The organism is Pseudomonas sp. WS 5021 (assembly GCF_012985535.1).
GTDB lineage: Bacteria > Pseudomonadota > Gammaproteobacteria > Pseudomonadales > Pseudomonadaceae > Aquipseudomonas.
Window position 1 is genome coordinate 907,437 of record NZ_JAAQWP010000001.1, and the last position, 21,257, is coordinate 928,693.

23 protein-coding genes and 1 riboswitch are annotated in these 21,257 nt (G+C 62.2%); of the genes, 19 read left to right on the forward strand and 4 right to left on the reverse strand.

The window, feature by feature from the left end; all coding sequences use genetic code 11:
• Positions 1-8: 8 nt before the first annotated feature.
• From HBO19_RS04195 to HBO19_RS04215, 5 genes are all read left to right on the forward strand, one after another.
• Positions 9-245: a hypothetical protein gene (locus HBO19_RS04195; RefSeq protein WP_262377002.1), complete on the forward strand. Its 237-nt coding sequence runs from the start codon at positions 9-11 to the stop codon at positions 243-245.
• Between the two features lie 211 nt (positions 246-456).
• A complete protein-coding gene (locus tag HBO19_RS04200) occupies positions 457-798 on the forward strand; it encodes a ribonuclease E inhibitor RraB (RefSeq protein ID WP_029299641.1) in 342 nt (113 codons plus the stop codon).
• 461 nt (positions 799-1,259) lie between these two features.
• Entirely contained in the window at positions 1,260-2,669 is a 1,410-nt protein-coding gene (locus tag HBO19_RS04205; RefSeq protein WP_170042593.1) for a circularly permuted type 2 ATP-grasp protein, read from the forward strand.
• Between the two features lie 4 nt (positions 2,670-2,673).
• On the forward strand, positions 2,674-3,624 hold the full coding sequence (locus HBO19_RS04210) for an alpha-E domain-containing protein (protein ID WP_169955240.1): 951 nt from the start codon (positions 2,674-2,676) through the stop codon (positions 3,622-3,624).
• Positions 3,621-4,424 (forward strand): transglutaminase family protein, encoded by an 804-nt coding sequence (locus HBO19_RS04215; RefSeq protein ID WP_170056943.1) that lies wholly within the window; start codon positions 3,621-3,623, stop codon positions 4,422-4,424. Before HBO19_RS04210 ends, HBO19_RS04215 begins: the two co-directional genes overlap by 4 nt.
• Positions 4,425-4,491: 67 nt before the next feature.
• Here HBO19_RS04215 and HBO19_RS04220 read toward each other — a convergent pair whose 3' ends face one another.
• Positions 4,492-5,805 carry a sorbosone dehydrogenase family protein gene (locus tag HBO19_RS04220; protein WP_169955242.1) on the reverse strand — a complete coding sequence of 438 codons (1,314 nt, stop codon included), beginning with the start codon at positions 5,803-5,805 and terminating at the stop codon, positions 4,492-4,494.
• 99 nt (positions 5,806-5,904) lie between these two features.
• Positions 5,905-6,153, forward strand: a riboswitch (cobalamin riboswitch).
• A gap of 79 nt (positions 6,154-6,232) precedes the next feature.
• On the opposite strand from HBO19_RS04220, the gene cobO reads away from it, so the two are divergent.
• From cobO to HBO19_RS04285, 13 genes are all read left to right on the forward strand, one after another.
• On the forward strand, positions 6,233-6,844 hold the full coding sequence (gene cobO, locus HBO19_RS04225; protein ID WP_032857045.1) for a cob(I)yrinic acid a,c-diamide adenosyltransferase: 612 nt from the start codon (positions 6,233-6,235) through the stop codon (positions 6,842-6,844).
• On the forward strand, positions 6,841-8,205 hold the full coding sequence (locus HBO19_RS04230) for a cobyrinate a,c-diamide synthase (RefSeq protein ID WP_170056944.1): 1,365 nt from the start codon (positions 6,841-6,843) through the stop codon (positions 8,203-8,205). The genes cobO and HBO19_RS04230 overlap by 4 nt, the downstream gene beginning before the upstream one ends.
• Positions 8,202-8,852: a 5,6-dimethylbenzimidazole synthase gene (bluB, locus tag HBO19_RS04235; RefSeq protein ID WP_170056945.1), complete on the forward strand. Its 651-nt coding sequence runs from the start codon at positions 8,202-8,204 to the stop codon at positions 8,850-8,852. Before HBO19_RS04230 ends, bluB begins: the two co-directional genes overlap by 4 nt.
• Complete coding sequence (gene cbiB / locus HBO19_RS04240; protein WP_170042595.1) at positions 8,849-9,757, forward strand: adenosylcobinamide-phosphate synthase CbiB; 909 nt, start codon at positions 8,849-8,851, stop codon at positions 9,755-9,757. The genes bluB and cbiB overlap by 4 nt, the downstream gene beginning before the upstream one ends.
• Positions 9,750-10,739, forward strand: coding sequence for a threonine-phosphate decarboxylase CobD (gene cobD, locus HBO19_RS04245; RefSeq protein WP_170056946.1), 990 nt, complete (start codon positions 9,750-9,752; stop codon positions 10,737-10,739). Before cbiB ends, cobD begins: the two co-directional genes overlap by 8 nt.
• Positions 10,736-12,187 carry a cobyric acid synthase gene (locus tag HBO19_RS04250; protein WP_170056947.1) on the forward strand — a complete coding sequence of 484 codons (1,452 nt, stop codon included), beginning with the start codon at positions 10,736-10,738 and terminating at the stop codon, positions 12,185-12,187. The genes cobD and HBO19_RS04250 overlap by 4 nt, the downstream gene beginning before the upstream one ends.
• Positions 12,188-12,197: 10 nt before the next feature.
• Positions 12,198-12,719 (forward strand): bifunctional adenosylcobinamide kinase/adenosylcobinamide-phosphate guanylyltransferase, encoded by a 522-nt coding sequence (cobU, locus tag HBO19_RS04255; RefSeq protein WP_170056948.1) that lies wholly within the window; start codon positions 12,198-12,200, stop codon positions 12,717-12,719.
• Positions 12,716-13,771, forward strand: coding sequence for a nicotinate-nucleotide--dimethylbenzimidazole phosphoribosyltransferase (gene cobT, locus HBO19_RS04260; RefSeq protein ID WP_170056949.1), 1,056 nt, complete (start codon positions 12,716-12,718; stop codon positions 13,769-13,771). The genes cobU and cobT overlap by 4 nt, the downstream gene beginning before the upstream one ends.
• Complete coding sequence (gene cobC, locus HBO19_RS04265; RefSeq protein ID WP_170056950.1) at positions 13,768-14,343, forward strand: alpha-ribazole phosphatase family protein; 576 nt, start codon at positions 13,768-13,770, stop codon at positions 14,341-14,343. The genes cobT and cobC overlap by 4 nt, the downstream gene beginning before the upstream one ends.
• The gene (locus HBO19_RS04270) at positions 14,344-15,072 is read left to right on the forward strand and encodes an adenosylcobinamide-GDP ribazoletransferase (RefSeq protein ID WP_169955252.1); all 729 of its coding nucleotides are present in this window, start codon (positions 14,344-14,346) and stop codon (positions 15,070-15,072) included.
• A gap of 42 nt (positions 15,073-15,114) precedes the next feature.
• Positions 15,115-15,519: a MarR family transcriptional regulator gene (locus HBO19_RS04275; RefSeq protein WP_169955253.1), complete on the forward strand. Its 405-nt coding sequence runs from the start codon at positions 15,115-15,117 to the stop codon at positions 15,517-15,519.
• Positions 15,520-15,580: 61 nt separating this feature from the next.
• Entirely contained in the window at positions 15,581-16,780 is a 1,200-nt protein-coding gene (locus tag HBO19_RS04280) for an MFS transporter (RefSeq protein WP_169955264.1), read from the forward strand.
• 150 nt (positions 16,781-16,930) lie between these two features.
• Complete coding sequence (locus HBO19_RS04285) at positions 16,931-17,482, forward strand: redoxin domain-containing protein (RefSeq protein ID WP_169955254.1); 552 nt, start codon at positions 16,931-16,933, stop codon at positions 17,480-17,482.
• Positions 17,483-17,547: 65 nt separating this feature from the next.
• Here the strand turns inward: HBO19_RS04285 and HBO19_RS04290 are convergent, their stop codons facing one another.
• The 3 genes from HBO19_RS04290 to HBO19_RS04300 all read right to left on the reverse strand — a co-directional run bounded on the left by HBO19_RS04290 (position 17,548) and on the right by HBO19_RS04300 (position 19,971).
• On the reverse strand, positions 17,548-18,840 hold the full coding sequence (locus tag HBO19_RS04290; protein ID WP_169955255.1) for an outer membrane protein transport protein: 1,293 nt from the start codon (positions 18,838-18,840) through the stop codon (positions 17,548-17,550).
• A 146-nt stretch (positions 18,841-18,986) separates the two neighbouring features.
• Positions 18,987-19,469, reverse strand: coding sequence for a hypothetical protein (locus tag HBO19_RS04295; RefSeq protein WP_170056951.1), 483 nt, complete (start codon positions 19,467-19,469; stop codon positions 18,987-18,989).
• Between the two features lie 277 nt (positions 19,470-19,746).
• Entirely contained in the window at positions 19,747-19,971 is a 225-nt protein-coding gene (locus HBO19_RS04300; protein WP_007898912.1) for a hypothetical protein, read from the reverse strand.
• Positions 19,972-20,850: 879 nt separating this feature from the next.
• On the opposite strand from HBO19_RS04300, the gene HBO19_RS04305 reads away from it, so the two are divergent.
• Entirely contained in the window at positions 20,851-21,174 is a 324-nt protein-coding gene (locus HBO19_RS04305; protein ID WP_169955257.1) for a sel1 repeat family protein, read from the forward strand.
• The last annotated feature ends 83 nt before the right edge of the window (positions 21,175-21,257 follow it).

The following is a 21,257-nucleotide window of genomic DNA, read 5'->3' on the forward strand; positions in this document are numbered from 1 at the left end:
AGGCACTGATGCAAAACTGGCAAGTTACCTTCGTTGACGATCACGGCGTGCAATCGGTAGAGCTGTTCGCCTGTGCGCAAAAGCCCAGCCTCGAAGATGCGGCGCAGATGATTCGCGCCAAATTGCTGCCCATCCCCGCCAAGCTGGACCTCAATGACCTGGATGGCCGGATCGCCGAACCGACGGTCAAGAGCTTGAAGGACCAGAACAGTATCCAGATCCTCGACATTTCTCCCGCCGCCTGAATATTCCCTGTACGTCTTTAAAGCGCTGCTGGTGGAGGTGATAGCTTCGCGCTACTCTGCAAGGGAGATCAGCGAATGAATCGCTAAGGTCTGGTCTTGTCAGCTACATGCTTGTTTTCCTGCGGCGATGTCATTGCCGTCAACCTGCGCCGTTCGCGCGCAGGCTCTGGGAAGCACGGAAAGTCTATCCATCGGTTTAGGAGGACGTTTCATGAGCACAGCCTATCAAGAAGACATCAGCACCCACGTGTTACGCCGCATGAAAGAGGGCGGCTTTGACTTCTCGCGCTTCCACCCCATTGAGTTCTACGCCATTTTCCCGGATGAGGAACGTGCGCGCCGGGCTGCGGGTCGGTTTCGTGGGGAGTCGATCAATGCCCAGGTCAGTGCACGGGATGACGGTGCCTGGTTCTTGGAATTGAGCAAAGTCATGTTCGCCACCTACGACGGTATTGGTGATTTCGAGCAGGACTTTGAGGCGGTAGTCGAGCCCTTGGGCGGGATTATCGAGGGATGGGGCGTGAAGCACGAGGTTCGTGGGTTACCCATGTAGACACATGATCAATAAAGCAGCGTATCGGCTGACCCTCGGGTCGGCCGATTTTGTTTGTGGCGCGGCAAAGTACTTGGAACTTATTGCGAAAATTCCTCCACAAAAAAAAGCCACCCGAGCAGGGTGGCTAAAAGGGAAGACCGGAAAGAAGGGGAACCGGTCGGTACTTGCACAAGCAAATTACCGGCGGTGACGAGGTGATGCTGTAGGACGAATCCTGTTCAGCGGATGAGCGTGATTATCCGCAAGCTTTCCCGGGCAGTGAAATCAACTCTGGCTATGCTGGTGATAGGCAATGCCTGCGTCGCTTTGAAGCGCGAGTGGCAAGGCCCGGGCGGTTGTTGCACCAGGACGGTGCGGTGCTGCCTTTGGCTATATCCAACTAATTGATACTTAAGTGTTTATGCCGCTGGCACGGGCCTTGCGACAGTCCGTTGCGTCCGGGTGACAAGGAGTTCGGCATGATCCGCACTTATTACGATGAAATGTACGATGAGGCTGGCCAGGTCCGCCCTCACTATCGCGAGTTTGCCCGCTGGCTGGATCAAACCCCTGCCGAGCTGCTGGCCCAGCGTCGGCGTGAAGCCGATTTGCTGTTCCACCGCGCGGGTATCACCTTCACCCTGTACGGCGACGAGCAGGGCACCGAGCGCCTGATCCCCTTCGATACCATCCCGCGCAGCATTCCCGCCAGCGAATGGCGAATTGTCGAACGAGGCTGCATTCAACGGGTCAAGGCATTGAACCTGTTCCTTGCCGACCTTTATCACGACCAACGAATTATCAAGGCCGGGATCATTCCTGCCGAGCAAGTGCTGGCCAATGAGCAATACCAGTTGGCGATGCAGGGCTTGGACCTGCACCGCGATATTTATTCCCACGTCTCGGGTGTCGACCTCGTACGGGATGGCGACGGCACGTACTACGTGCTGGAAGACAACCTGCGCACCCCCAGCGGCGTGAGCTATATGCTCGAAGACCGCAAGATGATGATGCGCCTGTTCCCCGAACTGTTCGCCGCCCAGCGCATCGCGCCGATCGATCATTACCCCAACCTGCTGCTCGATACCCTGAAAAGCTCCAGCCCACTGGATAACCCCAGCGTGGTGGTGCTGACGCCGGGGCGCTTCAACAGCGCGTTTTTCGAGCACGCGTTCCTCGCCCGGGAAATGGGTGTGGAGTTGGTAGAAGGCGCTGACCTGTTTGTGCGCGACGACCGCGTATTCATGCGCACCACCGACGGGCCCAAGGCTGTGGACGTGATCTACCGGCGCCTCGACGATGCCTACCTCGACCCGCTGGCCTTCAACCCCGAATCCATGCTTGGTGTGCCCGGCCTGCTGGCCGCCTACCGCTCGGGCAATGTGGTGCTGGCCAATGCCATTGGCACCGGGGTGGCGGATGACAAGTCGGTGTATCCCTTCGTCACCGACATGATCCGTTTTTACTTGGATGAAGAGCCGATCCTGAAGAATGTTCCGACGTTCCAGTGCCGTAAGCCTGACGAACTGTCTCACGTGCTGGCGAATCTACCGCAGTTGGTGGTCAAGGAGACCCAGGGCTCCGGTGGTTACGGCATGTTGGTCGGCCCGGCTGCCACGGCTGCTGAGATCGAAGCCTTTCGTGCGCGCATCAAGGCCAAGCCCCATGCCTACATCGCCCAGCCGACCCTGTGTCTGTCGACGTGCCCGACCTTTGTCGAAAACGGTATAGCGCCCCGGCATATCGACCTGCGGCCGTTCGTCCTGTCCGGCAAGGAAACCCGTGTGGTGCCCGGCGGGCTGACCCGTGTGGCGCTGCGGGAGGGTTCGTTGGTGGTCAACTCATCCCAGGGTGGCGGCACTAAAGACACCTGGGTGGTCGAGGAATGAAACCATGCTGAGCAGAACTGCCTCGGATTTATATTGGATGTCGCGCTACCTGGAGCGCGCGGAAAACCTCGCGCGCATGCTGGATGTCAGTTATTCGCTGTCGCTGATGCCCCAGGATGGGCGCGGCGATGGCCTGCACGAACTGGCCATGCCCCTGCTGATCACCGGCACCCTGGACGACTATCACGCGCGTCACGGCGAGTTGCATGCCGAGCGTTTGTTGCACTTCTTTGCCCTGGATGCCGCCAACCCGGCGAGCATCTACAGTTGCCTGGGCGCCGCGCGCGCCAGTGCCCATGCCGTGCGTGGGCGAATTACTGCGGACATGTGGGAAAACATCAACGCCACCTGGCTGGATATTCGCGTCATCGCCCAGGAGGGCCTGAGCCGCTATGGCATGAGCCGTTTCTGCGAATGGGTCAAGGAACGTTCCCACCTGTTTCGTGGCGCCACCTACGGCACCATCATGCGCAACGACGCTTTTCGCTTTATTCGCCTGGGTACCTTTATCGAAAGGGCCGACAACACCCTGCGCCTGTTGGACGCCCGCTACGAGATGGCCGGCGACCAGGCCGACGTGGTGATTGATGGCACCGCCCACGCCTATTACCAATGGAGTGCGCTATTGCGGGCCTTGTCGTCCTTCGAGGCCTACACCGAGATCTATCGTGATGCGCCCGGCGCCCGGCAGGTGGCCGAACTGTTGCTGCTGCGTGCCGATGTGCCGCGTTCCCTGCGCGCGTGCAGCGAAGAAATCGACCAGATCCTCGCCAGTCTGCCTGGCATCAACGGCCGCCCGGCCCAGCGCCTGGCCGCCGAAATGGACGCGCGCCTGCGCTTTACCGCCATTGACGAAATCCTTGAAGAAGGCCTGCACGCCTGGCTGACCGACTTCATCCCGCTGGTACGCCAGTTGGGTAACGCTATTCATCATTCCTACCTGGAGGCGGCATGAGACTTTCCATCAGCCACGAAACTACCTACCGCTATGAAGACCAGGTGCGTGCCAGCATCCAATACCTGCGCCTGACCCCTCACGACAGCGAGCGTCAGCATGTGCTCAGTTGGCAGCTGGATCTGCCGCGTCCGGTGCGGGCCCAGTTGGACCCATTCGGCAATATCCTGCATGTGCTGACCCTGGATGAGCCCCACGAATCGATCATCATCGGCGCCCGAGGCCAAGTGGACATTGACGAGTGGCGCGAGGCCGAGCACGACAGCCAGTCGCCATTTCCTTTCCAGCGTTGCACGCGCCTGACTGAGCCGGACGAGGCCCTGCGCGCCTTTGCCCAGCAGCACTGCGGTAAACGCCGGGATCGCAATGCCTTGATCGACCTGATGCACGCCCTCAACCAGCATATCGCCTACGTGCCGGGGGCCACGCAAGTGGAAACCTGTGCGGCCGAGGCGTTCGCCGGGCGTGCCGGGGTTTGCCAGGATCACGCCCATGCATTCCTGGCCTGTGCGCGCAGCCTGGGGATCGCCACGCGTTATGTGTCGGGGTATTTGTATAGCGAGGACAGCGAGCACCTGGCCAGCCATGCCTGGGCCGAAGCCTGGCTGGATGACGCCTGGTACAGCTTCGATGTGACCAACCAACTGGCCCGCCCGGAGCGGCATCTGAAACTGGCGGTGGGCCTGGATTACCTCGACGCCTGCCCGGTGCGCGGCATGCGCCGTGGCGGCGGGCACGAGCAGATGCATGCCAGGGTATTTGTGGCGCCGAGCCCGGTGATCCTGGTGCAGCAGCAATAACCCCGTCACCCCCTTGCCGGCGATGAGCCCAGAATGATCCTCATCGTCGGCAAGCCGGCATCAGGTGCTATTTAGCGGCTGACACCCGCCACACCTTATTCCCCACATCATCGGCCACCAGCAAGCCGCCTTGCTGGTCGATCACCACGCCCACCGGCCGGCCCATGGCTTTCTCATCACTGTTGAGGAACCCGGTCAGCACATCCACCGGTGCGCCGTTGGGCTTGCCCCCCGCAAATGGCACAAAGATTACCTTGTAACCACTGTGCGGCTTGCGATTCCACGAGCCGTGCTGGCCAATAAACGCGCCATGGGCAAATTGTGCCGGCAGCGTGTTGCCTTCAGCGAAGGTCAGGCCCAACGATGCGGTGTGTGGCCCGACGGCATAGTCCGGGGCAATGGCCTTGGCCACCAGGTCCGGATCCTGCGGAGTGACCCGTACATCCACGTGTTGGCCGTAGTAGCTGAACGGCCATCCGTAAAAGCCACCGTCCTGGACCGAGGTGATGTAGTCCGGCACCAGGTCGCTGCCGATTTCATCGCGCTCGTTGACCGCCGTCCACAGCTTGCCGCTTTGTGGCTCCCAGGCCATGCCATTGGGGTTGCGCAGCCCGGAAGCAAAAATCCGCTGCTTGGCGCTGGCCCGGTCGACTTCCCAGATCGCCGCGCGGCCCTGTTCGGCTTCCAGGCCGTTCTCACCGACGTTGCTGTTGGAACCCACGCTCACATACAACTTGCTGCCGTCCTTGCTGGCCACCACGTTTTTCGTCCAGTGGTGGTTGAGCGGGCCGCCCGGCAAGTCGATGACCTTGGTGCCCTGGGCCTTGATCGCGGTTTCCCCCGGTTGATAGGGAAAGCGCAGCAGCTTGTCCGAGTCGGCCACGTACAGGTCGTTGCCCACCAGGGTCATGCCAAACGGCGAGTTGAGGTTTTCCAGGAACACCGTGCGGGTTTCTGCCACGCCGTCATGGTCGGCATCGCGCAGCAGGGTGATGCGGTTCGGGCTAGGTACGCCGGCCCCGGCACGGCCCATGACCTTTTCCATGACCCAGCCGCGAATGCCCTTGGAGTCATCCGGCTTGGGCGGCGCGTTGGTCTCGGCCACCAGCACGTCGCCGTTGGGCAATACATACAACCAGCGCGGGTGGTCCAGGCCTTCGGCGAAGGCGCCGACCTGGGTGCCCGCAGCCGCGGTCGGCTTGGCGCCATCGGGCCAGCCAATGGCCGGGGCGATGTTGACGGTGGGGATCAGGGTTTTGTTCGGTTCCGGCAGCTTGGGCGACGGCCCGGTGCCATCGGAGACTTGCAAGGTTGAGCTTTCGCCACAGGCAGCGAGTGCGCCTGCGGCCATGATCAGTACGGCGAGTCGGGTCTTGTGCATGTTTTTCTCCTCAATGCCTGTAGTCATAGAGGTACAGCGCGCGGCGATGGTTCAAGTGCATGGCCGGCTTTAATTGACGCTGTACCCCCAACCCACTAACCTTCGCCGCTTGTTTCAGGTGCTCTGTGACGTACCCGTCGACCGAGTGAAACAGGGAAGCCGGTGAGTGCGCGCACTTTTCTACAGTGCGGCCACGATCCCGGCGCTGCCCCCGCAACGGTAAATGAGTCAAGACGCTGCTTTTGCCACTGTATCGCCTGCGATATGGGAAGGCGCATCGTCGGCTCGCCCTGCTCAACAGGGCGCCACTCATGAGCCCGGAGACCGGCCTGATCCATCCAACAGCATCACGGTGGGCGATGCTTGGCTTCATTTAAGTGGTCTTTTCCTGCCCGCCGTTTTTGTCCAGCCCCAACGGAGAGCTGCCATGACTGATTCCCCCGATCGTGACGAACGCCACCTGGCGCGCATGCTGCGCAAAAAAGCGGTGATTGACGAGCGCATTGCCAACTCACCGAACGAATGCGGTTTGCTGCTGGTATTGACCGGCAACGGCAAAGGCAAGAGCAGCTCGGCCTTTGGCATGCTCGCCCGGGCCATGGGCCACGGTATGCAATGCGGCGTGGTGCAGTTCATCAAGGGCCGCAACAGCACCGGGGAAGAGCTGTTCTTCCGCCGCTTCCCCGAGCAGGTGCGTTTCCATGTGATGGGCGAGGGCTTTACCTGGGAGACCCAGGACCGCCAGCGTGATATCGCCGCTGCCGAAGCAGCCTGGAAAGTCTCCCGGGAAATGTTGCAGGACCCGTCCATCGGTCTGGTGGTGCTGGATGAGCTGAATATCGCGCTCAAGCACGGCTATCTCGACCTCGACCAGGTGCTTGGCGACCTGCAAGCTCGCCCACCCATGCAGCATGTGCTGGTCACCGGGCGTGGCGCCAAGCCAGAACTGATTGAAATGGCCGACACCGTCACCGAAATGGGCATGCTCAAGCATGCGTTCCAGGCCGGTATCAAGGCACAGAAGGGCATCGAACTTTGAACCAGCCGCGCCATTGCCCTGCCGTGCTGATCGCCGCGCCGGCGTCAGGCCAGGGCAAGACCACCGTCACCGCCGCCCTGGCCCGTTTGCACCGCAACCTGGGGCGCAAGGTCCGGGTGTTCAAGTGCGGCCCGGACTTTCTCGACCCGATGATCCATGAGCGCGCCAGTGGTGCGCCGGTCTATCAATTGGACATGTGGATGGTCGGCGAGCAGGAAAGTCGCCGCCTGCTGTGGGAAGCAGCGGGGGAGGCGGACCTGATCCTGATCGAGGGCGTGATGGGCCTGTTCGACGGCACGCCTTCCAGCGCCGACCTGGCGCGCCATTTTGGCGTGCCGGTACTGGCAGTGATCGATGGCACCGCCATGGCCCAGACCTTTGGCGCCCTGGCGCTGGGGCTGGCGCGTTACCAGGCAGACCTGCCGTTCGCCGGGGTCCTGGCCAACCGTGTCGGCACCGTGCGCCACGCCCAACTGCTCGAAGGCAGCTTGACCGAAGGCCTGCGCTGGTACGGCGCACTGTCCCGGGAAACCGGCATTGAGCTGCCCAGCCGTCACCTGGGCCTGGTGCAGGCCAGCGAGCTGAATGACCTGGACCTGCGCCTGGATGCTGCCGCCGCCGCCCTGGCCAGCAGTTGCGAGGTAGCGCTGCCACCGCCGGTGGAATTCGCCGCGCCCGAGCTGATCGAAGCCCAGCCGCTACTGGCCGGGGTGCGGATTGCCGTGGCCCGTGACGAAGCCTTTGCCTTCACCTACGGCGCCAGCCTGGATTTGCTGCGAGCGATGGGCGCGCAGTTGCACTTCTTCTCGCCGATCCATGACCGCGTGCTGCCCGACGCCGACAGCCTCTATCTGCCCGGTGGCTACCCGGAACTGCATCATCAGGCGCTGTCGCAAAATAGCGCGATGCTGCAGGCGATCCGTGCCCATCACGCTGCCGGCAAACCGTTGCTGGCTGAATGCGGGGGCATGCTCTACCTGCTCGATTCCTTGACCGATGTCGAGGGCACGCGCGCCGAACTGCTGGGCCTGCTGCAAGGCGATGCGGTCATGCAAAAACGCCTGGCGGCCCTGGCCCTACAAACGGTCGAGCTGCCGGAAGGCGTGCTGCGCGGGCATACCTATCATCATTCCCTGACCAGCACGCAGTGGCAGCCGATTGCCCGTGGCCTGAGCCCCAACGGCGGGCGCGGCGCCGAGGCGGTGTATCGCCAGGGGCGGATGACGGCTTCCTATGTGCACTTTTACTTCCCGTCGAACCCGGCTGCGGTGGCCGCGTTGTTTGCGCCAGACCGGCAAGCCGGCATGGCAGGCGACCACGGTTCAAATGTGGGAGCGGGCTTGCCCGCGATAGGGCCATGACCGACCACGCCTACCCCCAGGCCGAGCGCGACGCGATCTACCGCGCCATCGCCGAACGTCGTGACATGCGCCACTTCAGCGGCGGCACCGTCGCCCCCGAGCTGCTGCAGCGCCTGCTGCAAGCCGCGCACCAGGCCCCCAGCGTCGGCCTGATGCAGCCCTGGCGCTTTATCCGCATCAGCGACCGTAACCTGCGCGGGCAGATCCAGCAGTTGGTGGAAGTCGAACGCATCCGCACCGCGCAAGCCCTGGGCGAGCGTTCGGACGATTTCATGAAGCTCAAGGTCGAAGGCATCCACGACTGCGCCGAGGTGCTGGTGGCGGCGTTGATGGATGATCGCGAGCGGCATATTTTCGGGCGCAGGACCTTGCCGGAAATGGACCTGGCGTCGCTGTCCTGCGCGATCCAGAATCTATGGCTGGCCTCCCGCGCTGAAGGCCTGGGCATGGGCTGGGTGTCGCTGTTCGAACCCCAGGACCTGGCCGACCTGCTCGGCCTGCCGCCCGGCGCCAAGCCGCTGGCCGTGCTGTGCCTGGGCCCGGTGACGGAGTTCTACCCGGCACCGATGTTGCAACTTGAGGGCTGGACCGAACCGCGTCCGCTGAGTGACATGCTGTATGAGAATTATTGGGGAGTGAGTCAATGAGTGTGGCCTTGCTGAGCGTCGCCGCAGTGGCGCTGGATGCGCTGTTGGGCGAGCCCAGGCGCTGGCATCCGCTGGTGGCGTTCGGCAATTTTGCCGGGCGCATCGAGCAGCGTTTCAACTCTGCGGGGCGCGGCTGGCGCAGCCATGGCGTGACCGCATGGTTTATCACGGTGATACCGCTGACCTTGCTGGCCACTGCCTTGTCCTGGGCGCCATACTTCGGCTGGGTGATCGAGATCCTCGCGTTGTACCTGGCCCTGGGCATGCGCAGCCTGGGTGAGCACGTGCTACCGGTGGCCCAGGCCCTGCGCAGCGGGGACCTGGACGAGGCGCGCACGCGTGTCAGTTACCTGGTCAGCCGTCAGACCAGCGAATTGGACAGCACCGAAGTGGCGCGCGCGGCCACCGAGTCGGTGCTGGAAAACGGCAGCGATGCGGTGTTCGCCGCACTGTTCTGGTTTGTCGTGGCCGGGGTGCCGGGCGTGGTGCTGTACCGCCTGAGCAATACCCTGGATGCCATGTGGGGCTATCGCAACGAACGCTTTGAGCGCTTTGGCTGGGCGGCGGCGAAGATTGACGATGTGCTCAATTACATTCCGGCACGCTTGGTTGCGTTGACCTACGCCGTGCTAGGCAAGACCCGCCTGGCGCTCACATGCTGGCGCCGCCAGGGCCCGACCTGGGACAGCCCGAATGCCGGGCCGGTGATGGCTGCGGGCGCGGGCGCCCTGGGTGTCGAGTTGGGCGGGGCGGCGATTTATCACGGTGAGTTGCACCAGCGTCCGACCCTTGGCGAAGGGCCGCCGGCCGATGCCGATTCCATCGAGCGTGGCTGGCAACTGGTGCAGCGCGGCGTGTGGCTGTGGGTGTTGATCCTGTGTGCGGGGGCGCAATTCTATGCTTGAACACGGTGGACGGCTGCGCAAGGCGGCGTTGCAGTACGGCATCGCCCAGGAAGACTGGCTGGACCTGTCCAGTGGCCTCGCGCCCTGGCCCTGGCCAATCCCGCCTATCCCGCTGCGGGCCTGGGCCCGCCTGCCAGAGACCGATGACGGCCTGGAGCAGGCCGCCTGCGACTACTACGGCGCAGCCCAGGTGCTGCCGGTGCCGGGTTCCCAGGCGGCGATCCAGCTGCTGCCGCGCCTGCGCCGGGCGGGCAAGGTCGGCGTGTTGTCGCCGTGCTACGCCGAGCATGCCCAAGCCTGGCGCCGCGCCGGTTACATCGTGCGCGAGGTGCTGGAGCAGGAAGTCGACTTCTTTCTCGATAGCCTCGACGTGCTGGTGGTGGTCAATCCCAACAATCCGACCGGCCTGAGCCTTACGCCCCAGCGCCTGCTGGATTGGCATGCACGTCTGGCCCAGCGCGGTGGTTGGTTGGTGGTGGATGAAGCCTTTATGGACAACACCCCGCACTTGAGCCTGGCGAGCCAGGCCAATCAAGTGGGGTTGATTGTGTTGCGCTCGTTCGGCAAGTTTTTCGGCCTGGCCGGGGTGCGCCTGGGCTTTGTATTGGCCGAGCGCAAGCTGCTCAAGCTGCTGGCCGAGCAGGTCGGCCCGTGGGCGGTGAGCGGGCCGACGCGGGAGTTGGGCCAGGTGTGCCTGCGCGACAGTACCGGCCACACCTACCAGCGCCAGCGCTGCGAAGACGCCAGCCAGCGCCTGTTTCGCCTGTTGGAGCAGTATGGCCTGCGCCCACAAGGCGGCTGCGCGCTGTTCCAGTGGCTGATCACCGACCGCGCCGAGCTGCTACATGAGTTCATGGCCCAGCGCGGCATCCTGCTGCGCCTGTTTGTCCACGACAGCAGCCTGCGTTTTGGCCTGCCCGGGACTGACGCCGATTGGCTGCGCCTCGAACACGCCCTGACTGCCTGGAAGCAAACTTCATGACCACCCTGATGGTGCAAGGCACCACCTCCGACGCGGGCAAAAGCACCCTGGTGACCGCGCTGTGCCGCTGGGTCGTGCGCCAGGGCGTGCCGGTAGTGCCCTTCAAGCCGCAGAACATGGCGCTCAACAGTGCGGTCACGGCAGAAGGGGGCGAGATCGGCCGCGCCCAGGCCGTGCAGGCCCAGGCCGCCAACCTGGCACCGCACACCGACATGAACCCGGTGCTGCTCAAGCCCAATAGCGACACCGGCTCCCAGGTGATCATCCATGGCCATGCCGTGACCAGCATGAATGCAGTGGCCTATCACGATTACAAAGCCATCGCCATGCAGGCGGTGCTGGCCTCCCATGCGCGCCTGAGCGCGGCCTACCCGGTGGTGATGGTCGAAGGCGCAGGCTCGCCGGCCGAGATCAACCTGCGGGCCAACGACATTGCCAATATGGGGTTTGCTGAAGCGGTGGATTGCCCGGTGCTGCTGATCGCCGACATCAATCGCGGCGGGGTGTTTGCTCATCTGGTGGGCACGCTGGAGTTGCTGTCGCCGTCGGAGCAGGCGCGGGTCAAGGGCTTTATCATCAACCGCTTCCGTGGCGATATCGCCCTGCTGCAACCGGGCCTCGACTGGCTTGAGGCGCGCACCGGCAAACCGGTGGTGGGCGTGCTGCCGTACGTGATGGACCTGCACCTGGAAGCCGAGGATGGCATCGACCAGCGCCAGATCGACAAGGCCGCGCAGGTACTCAAGGTGGTGGTGCCGGTATTGCCGCGCATCAGCAACCACACCGACTTCGACCCGCTGCGCCTGCATCCCCAGGTGGATCTGCAGTTTGTCGGGCCGGGCCAGGCAATCCCCGCCGCCGACCTGATCATCTTGCCCGGCTCGAAAAGCGTGCGCAGCGACCTGGCCTATCTGCGCGCCAATGGCTGGGACCGCGCGATTGCCCGGCACTTGCGCTATGGCGGCAAAGTCCTGGGCATCTGCGGTGGCCTGCAAATGCTGGGTGAGCAGGTCCACGATCCGCTGGGCCTGGAAGGCGCGGCGGGTTCCAGCGCTGGCCTGGGCCTGCTAGCGTTCAGCACCACCCTGGAAGCCGAGAAACAATTGCGCAATGTGCGCGGCCGGCTGGTGCTGGAAGAGGCGCCGGTCAGTGGTTATGAGATCCATGCGGGCGTGACCCGAGGGCCTGCCCTGGAGGAGGCGGCGGTGCGCCTGGATGATGGCCGCAGCGACGGTGCTTGTAGCGATGATGGGCAGATCCTTGGCACTTATCTGCACGGTCTGTTCGAGACGCCCGCCGCATGCAGCGCCTTGCTGCGCTGGGCCGGTTTGCAGGATGTGCAGGAAGTCGATTACCACGGCCTGCGCGAGCGCGATATCGAGCGCCTGGCGGATTTGGTGGAGCAGCATCTGGACACTCGGTTGCTGCGCCAGTTATGTGGCATTTGAGGGCTTGACCATGTTGCAACTGATCCTCGGCGGCGCCCGCTCCGGTAAAAGCCGCCTGGCCGAACAACTCGCCAGCGACAGCGCCATGCCCGTCACCTATATCGCTACCAGCCAGCCCCTGGACGGTGAAATGAACGCGCGCGTGGCCCTGCATCGCCAGCGTCGTCCCAGCCATTGGGGGCTGATCGAGGAACCGCTGGAATTGGCGCGGGTGCTGCGTGAAAACGCTGCCCCGGGCCGTTGCCTGCTGGTCGATTGCCTGACCCTGTGGCTCACCAACCTGTTGCTGCTGGACGACCCACAGCGCCTGGGCGTCGAGCGTGAATCCCTGCTGGACTGCCTGGCGTCGCTGCCGGGGGAAATCATTTTTGTCAGCAACGAGACCGGTCTGGGTGTCGTGCCGCTGGGCGAATTGACTCGCCGCTATGTGGATGAAGCCGGTTGGCTGCATCAAGCCTTGGCCGAGCGTTGTCAGCGTGTAGTGCTGACCGTTGCGGGCCTGCCCCTGACTTTGAAAGGTACTGCGTTATGAGCCAATCCTGGTGGCTGCAACCCTGCAAGGCGCTGGACGCCACGGCCTATGAACAAGCCCTGGCCCGCCAGCAGCAACTGACCAAGCCCGCCGGGTCCCTGGGGCAACTGGAGGCGCTGGCAGTGCAACTGGCCGGGTTGCAAGGCCGGGTCAAGCCAACGGTCGAGCAGGTGTGGATCGCGATCTTTGCCGGCGACCATGGTGTGGTCGCCGAAGGCGTCTCGGCCTATCCCCAGGAAGTCACCGGGCAGATGCTGCACAACTTTGTCAGCGGCGGTGCGGCGATCAGCGTGCTGGCCCGGCAACTGGATGCACAGCTGGAAGTGGTGGACCTGGGCACCGTGACGCCAGCGCTCGACCTGCCGGGCGTGCGCCACCTGAATATCGCCCCGGGCACGGCCAATTTTGTGCTGGGCGCGGCCATGACCGAGGCCCAGGGTCAGTTGGCCCTGGCGGCGGGGCGTGACAGCGTGCAGCGGGCGATCAACGCTGGTGCGCAGCTGTTTATTGGCGGCGAGATGGGCATCGGCAACACCACTGCCGCCAGTGCACTGGCCTGCGCCTTGCTCGATTGCCAGGTCAGCGACCTGACCGGCCCCGGCACCGGCCTGAATGCCCAGGGCGTCAGCCATAAAGTGGCGGTGATCGAGCGCGCCCTGGCGTTGCATGCCGGGCAGCGGGGTGACCCGTTGCAGACCCTGTTCAACCTCGGTGGCCTGGAGATTGCGGGGTTGGTGGGGGCCTATTTGGCCTGCGCCCAGGCGGGGGTGGTAGTGCTGGTCGACGGGTTTATCTGCACCGTCGCGGCGCTGGTCGCCACGCGCCTGAACCCGTCTTGCCGGCCATGGCTGTTGTTCGGCCATCGGGGCGCCGAGCCGGGCCATCGCCATGTGTTGCAAAGCCTTGAAGCCCAGCCGCTGCTGGAACTGGGCCTGCGCCTGGGCGAGGGCAGCGGTGCGGCGCTGGCGGTGCCCCTGTTGCGCCTGGCCTGTGCGTTGCACGGGCAGATGGCGACGTTCGCAGAAGCCGCCGTGGCGGATCGCCCGGCATGACCTTGCACCTGGACCTGCTGCGCCATGGTGAAACCGAACTGGGCGGTGGTTTGCGCGGCAGCCTGGATGATGCGCTGACCGCCAAGGGTTGGGCGCAGATGCGCGAGGCGGTGCTGGCGCGCGGGCCGTGGGATCGACTGGTCAGCTCGCCGCTGCAGCGCTGCGCGCGGTTCGCTGAAGAGTTGGGCGCACGCCTGAACCTGCCGGTGAGCCTGGAACAGGATCTACAGGAGCTGCATTTCGGCGCTTGGGAAGGGCAGAGCGCGGCGCAGTTGATGGCGACCGACGCCGAGGCGCTGGGCCTGTTCTGGGCGGATCCCTATAGCTTTACGCCGCCGGATGGCGAGCCTGTCGAGGCGTTTTCCCAGCGCGTGCGCGGCGCCGTCCTACGTCTGCATCAGCTGTATGCCGGACAACGGGTGCTGCTGGTCAGCCATGGTGGCGTCATGCGTTTACTGCTGGCCCAGGCCCGTGGCTTGCCCCGTGAACAGTTGCTGAATGTCGAGGTCGGCCACGGTGGCCTGTTCAGCCTGCGGGTCGAAGCCGATGGCATGTTGAGCGAGGGCGCCTGAATGTTGCCGTTCTGGATTGCCTTGCAGTTTCTCAGCAGCTTGCCGATCCGCCTGCCGGGCATGCCGCAACCCCAGGAGCTGGGGCGCTCGCTGCTGTTTTATCCGCTGGTGGGGCTGTTGTTCGGGCTGCTGCTGTGGGGCTTGAATACGCTGTTGATGGGCGCGCCTTTGCTGTTGCATGCGGCCCTGCTGCTGACGGCCTGGGTGTTGCTCAGTGGCGGCCTGCACCTGGATGGCCTGGCGGACAGCGCTGACGCCTGGCTGGGCGGTTTTGGCGACCGCGAACGCACCTTGAGCATCATGAAAGACCCGCGCAGCGGCCCGATTGCGGTGGTGACCCTGGGCTTGGTGCTGCTGCTCAAATTCACCGCGCTGGTGGCGCTGATCGAGCAACACAATGGCGCTGCGTTGATCCTCGCGCCGTTGATCGGTCGCAGCTCGCTGCTGGCACTGTTTCTCACCACCCGCTATGTGCGCGCCGGGGGCCTGGGCCAGGCGCTGGCTGACCACTTGCCACGGATTGTCGGGCAGCAGGTATTGATCCTCAGTGGCCTGGCGTGTGTGTTGATCGGCGGTTTCAGCGGCGGGATTGCGGTGTTGCTGGCGGCCATCTGCTTTGTGGGCTTGCGGCAACTGATGATCAATCGGCTGGGCGGCACCACCGGTGATACGGCCGGCGCCTTGCTGGAGCTGCTTGAGGTAGCGGTGTTGATCGGTCTGGCTCTGTAACACTTTCTTGCATTTCCTTAATCGCGGGTATATACACGTTCCATGCTTGCCTCCCAATGTTTATGCACCAACCTGCGTCGTGCCGCCCGTGGCGTCAGCAGGCACTATGACGGCGCCCTCGATGGCTTCGGGATCAACGTCGCCCAGTATTCCTTGCTGTGTAACCTGCAGCGCCTGAACCAGCCGAGTATTTCTACCCTGGCCGATGCCATGGGCCTGGATCGCAGCACCCTGGGGCGTAACCTGCGGGTGTTGGAGGGTGAAGGCCTGGTGCGGTTGGTGGAGGGCGATGACCTGCGCAACCGTTTGGTCGTGCTCACGGAGGAAGGCAAACAGCGCCTGGCGGCCGCGTTGCCGGCCTGGGAAGCGGCGCAGCAGAAACTGATTGATAAGTTAGGCGTGCAAAAACGCGAAACCCTGTTGGCCTTGCTGGATGAACTCGCTTAAAAGCGGGCTTGTTCGAATACAAGCGGGTATATACCCGTAGCGGAGAATAATAATGACCTCGATGTGGCGTACCAGTGGCTGGATTCTTGTCGGGAGTGCGCTGATCCTGGCCCTTTCCCTGGGCGTGCGACATGGCTTTGGCCTGTTCCTGGCGCCCATGAGCGCCGAGTTCGGCTGGGGCCGTGAAACCTTTGCCTTTGCCATCGCCCTGCAGAACCTGATCTGGGGCCTGGCGCAGCCGTTTACCGGGGCCCTGGCCGACCGCTTTGGCGCGGCCAAAGTGGTGATGATCGGTGGCGTGCTGTATGCCTTGGGCCTGGTGTTCATGGGCTTGTCCGATTCGGCGTGGTCGCTGTCGTTGAGTGCCGGCTTGTTGATCGGGATCGGCCTGTCCGGTACCTCGTTCTCGGTGATCCTCGGCGTGGTCGGGCGTGCCGTGGCCCCGGAAAAACGCAGCATGGCCATGGGCATTGCCAGCGCCGCCGGGTCTTTTGGCCAGTTCGCCATGTTGCCGGGCACCCTGGGCCTGATTGGCTGGCTGGGCTGGTCCGCCGCCTTGCTGGTGCTGGGCCTGCTGGTGGCGCTGATCGTGCCGCTGGTGACAATGATCAAGGACCGCCCGCTGCCGGTGGTGGCAGGCCAGCAAACCCTGCGCGAGGCCCTGCACGAAGCCTGTTCCCATTCCGGGTTCTGGTTGCTGGCCTTTGGCTTTTTTGTCTGCGGATTCCAGGTGGTGTTTATCGGTGTGCACTTGCCGGCCTACCTGGTGGACCAGCATCTGCCGGCGACCGTCGGCACCACGGTGCTGGCGCTGATCGGCCTGTTCAACATCTTCGGCACCTACACCGCAGGCTGGCTCGGCGGGCGGATGTCCAAGCCACGTTTGCTTACCGCGTTGTACCTGCTGCGGGCGGTGGTGATCGTGTTGTTCCTGTGGGCGCCGGTGACGCAAATGAGTGCCTACCTGTTCGGCATGGCCATGGGCTTTTTGTGGCTGTCGACCGTGCCGCTGACCAATGGCACCGTGGCGACCTTGTTTGGCGTAAGAAACCTGTCGATGCTGGGTGGGATCGTGTTCCTGTTCCATCAGTTGGGCTCGTTCCTCGGCGGCTGGCTGGGGGGCGTGGTCTATGATCGAACCGGTAGCTACGATTTGATCTGGCAGGTGGCGATCGTCTTGAGCCTGGTCGCGGCCGCCCTTAACTGGCCTGTGCGTGAGCGACCTGTGGCCAGGTTGCAAGCGCAGATGGGGGTTGCATGAACTCGATCGGGTACTGGGTTAGCGCAGCCGGCCTGCTGACGTTGTTGTTGCTGGCCTGGTGGGGCTGGCAGCGCAGCGGGCTGGCGTTGATGCAACTGGGTATGTCGATCTGTTAAGTTGCTTGCCTGACTTTGTCCAAGGACACCCCACATGTTAATGCGTTGGCTTGCAGTACCCGCCCTGATGATGGCCTTTGGTGGTGTCGCCATGGCCGCCGATTGCCCGACGTTGCTTGAAGGCCAATTGCCGAAGTTGCGCGCCAAGGAATCCATCGATCTGTGCCAGCGCTTTGCCGGCAAGCCTCTGGTGATCGTCAATACCGCCAGCTTTTGTGGGTTCGCCCCGCAGTTCAAGGGCCTGGAGGCGTTGTATCAGCGCTACAAGGGCGATGGCCTGGAAGTGATTGGCGTGCCTTCCGATGACTTCAAGCAGGAAGCCAAGACGGGCGAGGAGACCGCCAAGGTCTGCTACGTGAATTACGGCGTGACCTTCACCATGACCGAGCCACAGAAGGTCAGGGGCCCTGATGCGGTACACCTGTTCAAGGTCCTGGCCGAACAAAGCAACGCGCCGAAATGGAATTTCTACAAGTACGTGGTAGATCGCCAGGGCAAGGTGATCGCCAGCTTCTCCAGCCTGACCAAGCCGGACAGCCCGGAGCTGATCGAGGCTGTGGAGCAGGCGCTGGCGTCCAAGCCCTGATTATCGGCCACTAAAAAGCCCCGCCTCCTGTGCAGGAGAGCGGGGCTTTTTTATGCAGCGTTGGATCAGAACTTGTACGTCATGCCCAGGCCAAAACCGTTGGCGCTGTTTTCATATTTGGCGTTGTACGTCTGGCCCAGCTTGTTGTGGCTGTTGACCTTGATGTCTTCTTCCTGGAGGTACGAGTAAGCCAGGTCGATGGTCATGTTATCCATGACCGCGTAGCCCAGGCCAACACTGAAGATTGTCCGGTCGCCGGTAGGGATACGTGGCGAACGATTAGTGTTGTTGGTAGGCGACTGGTCGAAAGTCAGGCCGGTCCGCAGGACCACTTGCTTGGTCAACTGGTACGAGGTACCGACTGCGTAAGCCCAGGTGTCGTGCCAGTTCTGTTCTTCCGTGATGGTGCCCACCAGCTGTGGTGCTGCACCGCCGCCGTTGCCCGCAGTGACACCTTCGTTGTTGACGGTGATGTCTTTCAGGCGGCTCCAGCGTGTCCAGGTCGCACCGGCATACAGCTTCCAGGCATCGCTCATGTCCTGGGTCACCGACAGGTCCCAGGATTCAGGGGTGTCGATCTTCAGCGAAGCGTCGTAGCGGTTGCCGCGCAGCAACTGGCCTGGAACGCCGGTGCCTGGGGACACTTCGGTGTGGCCTTCGAGCTTGTACTTCACTTTCGAGTGGTAGGTCAGGCCCACGCGAGTGGTGTCGGTGGCTTGTACCAGCACGCCAACGTTAAAGCCCAGGGCGGTATCGTCACCCTTGATCTTGATGTTGTTGACGGCGTTAGGCACTTGCGGCAGCGAAACATCCGACTCCAGCGTACCGGCGATGCGGTTGAAGGTCGGACCGAAACCTACGGACACCCGGTCGTTGAAGGCATAGCTGACAGTTGGCTGGAAGGTAATGACCTTCACTTCGCTCTTGCTGCCAAAGCCGCGACCCTGGAAGCCACGTTCGTAGTCAGTGACCAGGCCGAACGGTGCATAGACGCCGAAACCGACTGCCCACTGCTCGTTGAGTTTGTTGGTGTAAAAGCCGAACGGCACGGCAGTGAAAGGCACCATATCGCCTTTGTTGCTACCGGAAGTGTTGGTGTTGCCGCTGACCTGGCTGATATTGGTCGTGGCATCAATCGCTGCAACACCGCCTGTGACTTGCTGGCCTTCAAGGCGAGCCATACCGGCAGGGTTGCCAAAAACAGTGCTTGCATCATCGGCAGAAGAAGAACGGCCTGCGAAACCGGTACCCATCCCGCTAACACTCTGTTCGTTGAGGGCAAAGCCGCTTGCGAACAGTTGGGAAGAGGCCATGGCAACGGCGAGGCTAAGTGTGGTCTTGAGCATTACTTTTTTCATTATTAGAACTCCGTGGTGATCACCGCTGCGGAAAGTATCAATAAAATTAACTTAGCGCTATAGGCTGTAATGTAGGAGATAGAGCGGTTTTGTAGGACAATCCGACCAAAATTGCCGCTTTTTGCCGAATCTTGCAAAGTGCCCGATCAGCAGGCGACCTGATTCATTGGGTTTACACAGGTTTGCCAGGCCTGGGTGTAATCGCGCAGCCGACCCTGGGGGTGAAATATTTCTTTCCAGATACGCGCCATGGCCAGCAGGTCGTCGGGTTGGGGCAGCTCGGGGCGATGTTGTTCCACCAGCAACCAGGCGATGGCGGTGGCGTAACGCAGGTTAACCGCCAGCTCCAGCTGCGGCCCGCTAAGGAAGGCATGCTGGCTGGCGAGGCCGCGCACAAGGCTGGCACGCTCGGGGTCCAGGGCCAGGTAGTTGTCCCACAGGGCTCTGTGACGCGGTTCGGTGATGCGATACAGGCCGTGGCCGCGCCGGTCGTGCAAGGCAGAACCCAGTTCCGATTGGCTGGCGGCAACTCCCAGCAGCAGGGTTTCTGCTGTCTGGCTGTGGCGACCGAGGTAAATCAGCGTGGGTCGGATCACATAACGACACAATTCGCCGGCGGCAATGCCCATAAAACCCTCGAAACCTTGAAAGTGGTCGACGAGGCCTGAGAAGGGGGGCTTGGCAGCGGTGAATCGGATCTCAGGCTCGCCGGAGGCGGATCATGCCGCCTGAGTTGAAGTGTAGTGTCAGATTCACGACGTAAAGGACTGTTTTTAAAATATTTCCGGCCGGTGGTTATAAGCGTTATATCTGTTTGGCCTAAAGGGAACTGCTGAAAAACCGAATCGCGGGCAATAAAAAACCCTGCCTTGCGGGCAGGGTTTTCGATGTTCAGCGTCGGGTCAATCAGGCAACCAGGGCCTGACGGGTACGCTCGATCACGGCCTGCAGCGGTTCTGCGCTGGAGTATTGATCGGGGTACAGGCGTTCGCTGTGACGAGCGATACCGTGTTCGTTGACCAGGGTGAAGCTGAAGCAGCCTTTGCGAGCGGCCATGATCAGGCAGTTCATTGGGGCAAAAGCATTGGTGAGGGTGCGAATGGCATCCTGAGTATGGATTTGAGTGGACATATTATTGGTGTTCCTACAAATGACACGGATAAGATCCGTGCAACGTTAAAACGTTCCAGTGACGCTGATCACCATTGATCATGCGAAGAACCCGACTGGAACAAAGCAGCCAGTTTGAAGCGCTAAATAGTTTGGCGCGCTTGGGCTGGCAGGTAGGTACTTAGGAGGGCAGGCAACACAACAGGGGCAAAGGTTCTGGGCCCAGGGTGCAGATCCTGATCAATTTGCAGGTTGGTTCGGTCAGAGTATGGAAACTTCGCGACACCCTTTGCATTGTTCAAAGGCAGTGTCGTCGCAAGTGATACCTGGAAACCATCGAGGTGGTCGATCCCATCAAGATTGACAGAACTTCTCTTTAGGGAAGCTACATCGCGGGGATTTGTTCGACCAGAATTGACTTTCAGCTTGGTACTAACGCCGCAGATAGTAATGGCTTGAAACAGGCAAAGCAAGTGTGTTAGCCAAAATACTTTACTGGGGGCCAGGCCTCGGTCCGGGCTAGTGTGTCACCGGCGTAACGTTTTGCGCCGTGTGAGGGTGGGGATATAACCGCCAGGCAGGTAGTTGTGCACATTGGTTGCGCAGTGTGTCACCAGGATGGTGCGCGGCCGGATTGGCCCACGAATGCCTGCATCGAAAATTTAAGTCAATGAAAAACCTGGCTTTTTTTTATTGGTGAAAAAATCGTCAGTTTAAGCGCGGCCCCCATTCCATGGGCCTTTGCGCGAGTTAAAGCACGGTTGTCCACTGAGTTATCCACAGCTTCTGTGGATTGTCCCGAGCGCTTGCTCTAGAACGGGCGTGCAGGGTTTTTTCAGCTTTACCCGTACGAAAAAAGGAGTAGAGTGGCGCGCCTTCCGTTCTGCCCTACAGTGCTTTATGAAGTTTCGCTCAGTATCACCTTCTGTTACCGACAACCCTGCTAGTGTTACCCCGCCCAAGCGTTTCTCCTTGAAGGTCGCCTTGTGGCTGCTGGATAGCCCGCGCATCGGCGATAACCCCAATATCAAGCATTTCGCCGGACGTTTGCTCAAGCAGCCGGCTCGTGAAGGTGTGGTCGTGGCACAGAGCCGCCTGGGCCTGTTGATGTGTCGCGAGTGCGGCAATGCCCGGGACCGCCGCATCGGCCATGACCTCCTGCGCCAGGCCGCCCGTGCCGGCGACGTGGGCGCCCAGCGTGAATTGGGTCAGCTCAAAGACTGAGCTGTCCACGAAGCGCCTGCTTGGTTAACCTTCCTCTTTTACCGTAATGGCAGGAATGGCTATGGCTTTTGACTGGACCAGTG

Coding starts and splice junctions, on each gene's coding strand:
- HBO19_RS04285 (WP_169955254.1), top strand. CDS start 16,931: ATGTTAATGCGTTGGCTTGCAGTACCCGCCCTGATGATGGCCTTTGGT.
- HBO19_RS04270 (WP_169955252.1), top strand. CDS start 14,344: ATGTTGCCGTTCTGGATTGCCTTGCAGTTTCTCAGCAGCTTGCCGATC.
- HBO19_RS04210 (WP_169955240.1), top strand. CDS start 2,674: ATGCTGAGCAGAACTGCCTCGGATTTATATTGGATGTCGCGCTACCTG.
- cobD (WP_170056946.1), top strand. CDS start 9,750: ATGCTTGAACACGGTGGACGGCTGCGCAAGGCGGCGTTGCAGTACGGC.
- cobT (WP_170056949.1), top strand. CDS start 12,716: ATGAGCCAATCCTGGTGGCTGCAACCCTGCAAGGCGCTGGACGCCACG.
- HBO19_RS04195 (WP_262377002.1), top strand. CDS start 9: ATGCAAAACTGGCAAGTTACCTTCGTTGACGATCACGGCGTGCAATCG.
- cobU (WP_170056948.1), top strand. CDS start 12,198: ATGTTGCAACTGATCCTCGGCGGCGCCCGCTCCGGTAAAAGCCGCCTG.
- HBO19_RS04200 (WP_029299641.1), top strand. CDS start 457: ATGAGCACAGCCTATCAAGAAGACATCAGCACCCACGTGTTACGCCGC.
- HBO19_RS04220 (WP_169955242.1), bottom strand. CDS start 5,805: ATGCACAAGACCCGACTCGCCGTACTGATCATGGCCGCAGGCGCACTC.
- cobO (WP_032857045.1), top strand. CDS start 6,233: ATGACTGATTCCCCCGATCGTGACGAACGCCACCTGGCGCGCATGCTG.
- HBO19_RS04275 (WP_169955253.1), top strand. CDS start 15,115: ATGCTTGCCTCCCAATGTTTATGCACCAACCTGCGTCGTGCCGCCCGT.
- HBO19_RS04290 (WP_169955255.1), bottom strand. CDS start 18,840: ATGAAAAAAGTAATGCTCAAGACCACACTTAGCCTCGCCGTTGCCATG.
- cobC (WP_170056950.1), top strand. CDS start 13,768: ATGACCTTGCACCTGGACCTGCTGCGCCATGGTGAAACCGAACTGGGC.
- HBO19_RS04250 (WP_170056947.1), top strand. CDS start 10,736: ATGACCACCCTGATGGTGCAAGGCACCACCTCCGACGCGGGCAAAAGC.
- HBO19_RS04305 (WP_169955257.1), top strand. CDS start 20,851: ATGAAGTTTCGCTCAGTATCACCTTCTGTTACCGACAACCCTGCTAGT.
- HBO19_RS04280 (WP_169955264.1), top strand. CDS start 15,581: ATGTGGCGTACCAGTGGCTGGATTCTTGTCGGGAGTGCGCTGATCCTG.
- HBO19_RS04295 (WP_170056951.1), bottom strand. CDS start 19,469: ATGGGCATTGCCGCCGGCGAATTGTGTCGTTATGTGATCCGACCCACG.
- cbiB (WP_170042595.1), top strand. CDS start 8,849: ATGAGTGTGGCCTTGCTGAGCGTCGCCGCAGTGGCGCTGGATGCGCTG.
- HBO19_RS04215 (WP_170056943.1), top strand. CDS start 3,621: ATGAGACTTTCCATCAGCCACGAAACTACCTACCGCTATGAAGACCAG.
- HBO19_RS04205 (WP_170042593.1), top strand. CDS start 1,260: ATGATCCGCACTTATTACGATGAAATGTACGATGAGGCTGGCCAGGTC.
- bluB (WP_170056945.1), top strand. CDS start 8,202: ATGACCGACCACGCCTACCCCCAGGCCGAGCGCGACGCGATCTACCGC.
- HBO19_RS04300 (WP_007898912.1), bottom strand. CDS start 19,971: ATGTCCACTCAAATCCATACTCAGGATGCCATTCGCACCCTCACCAAT.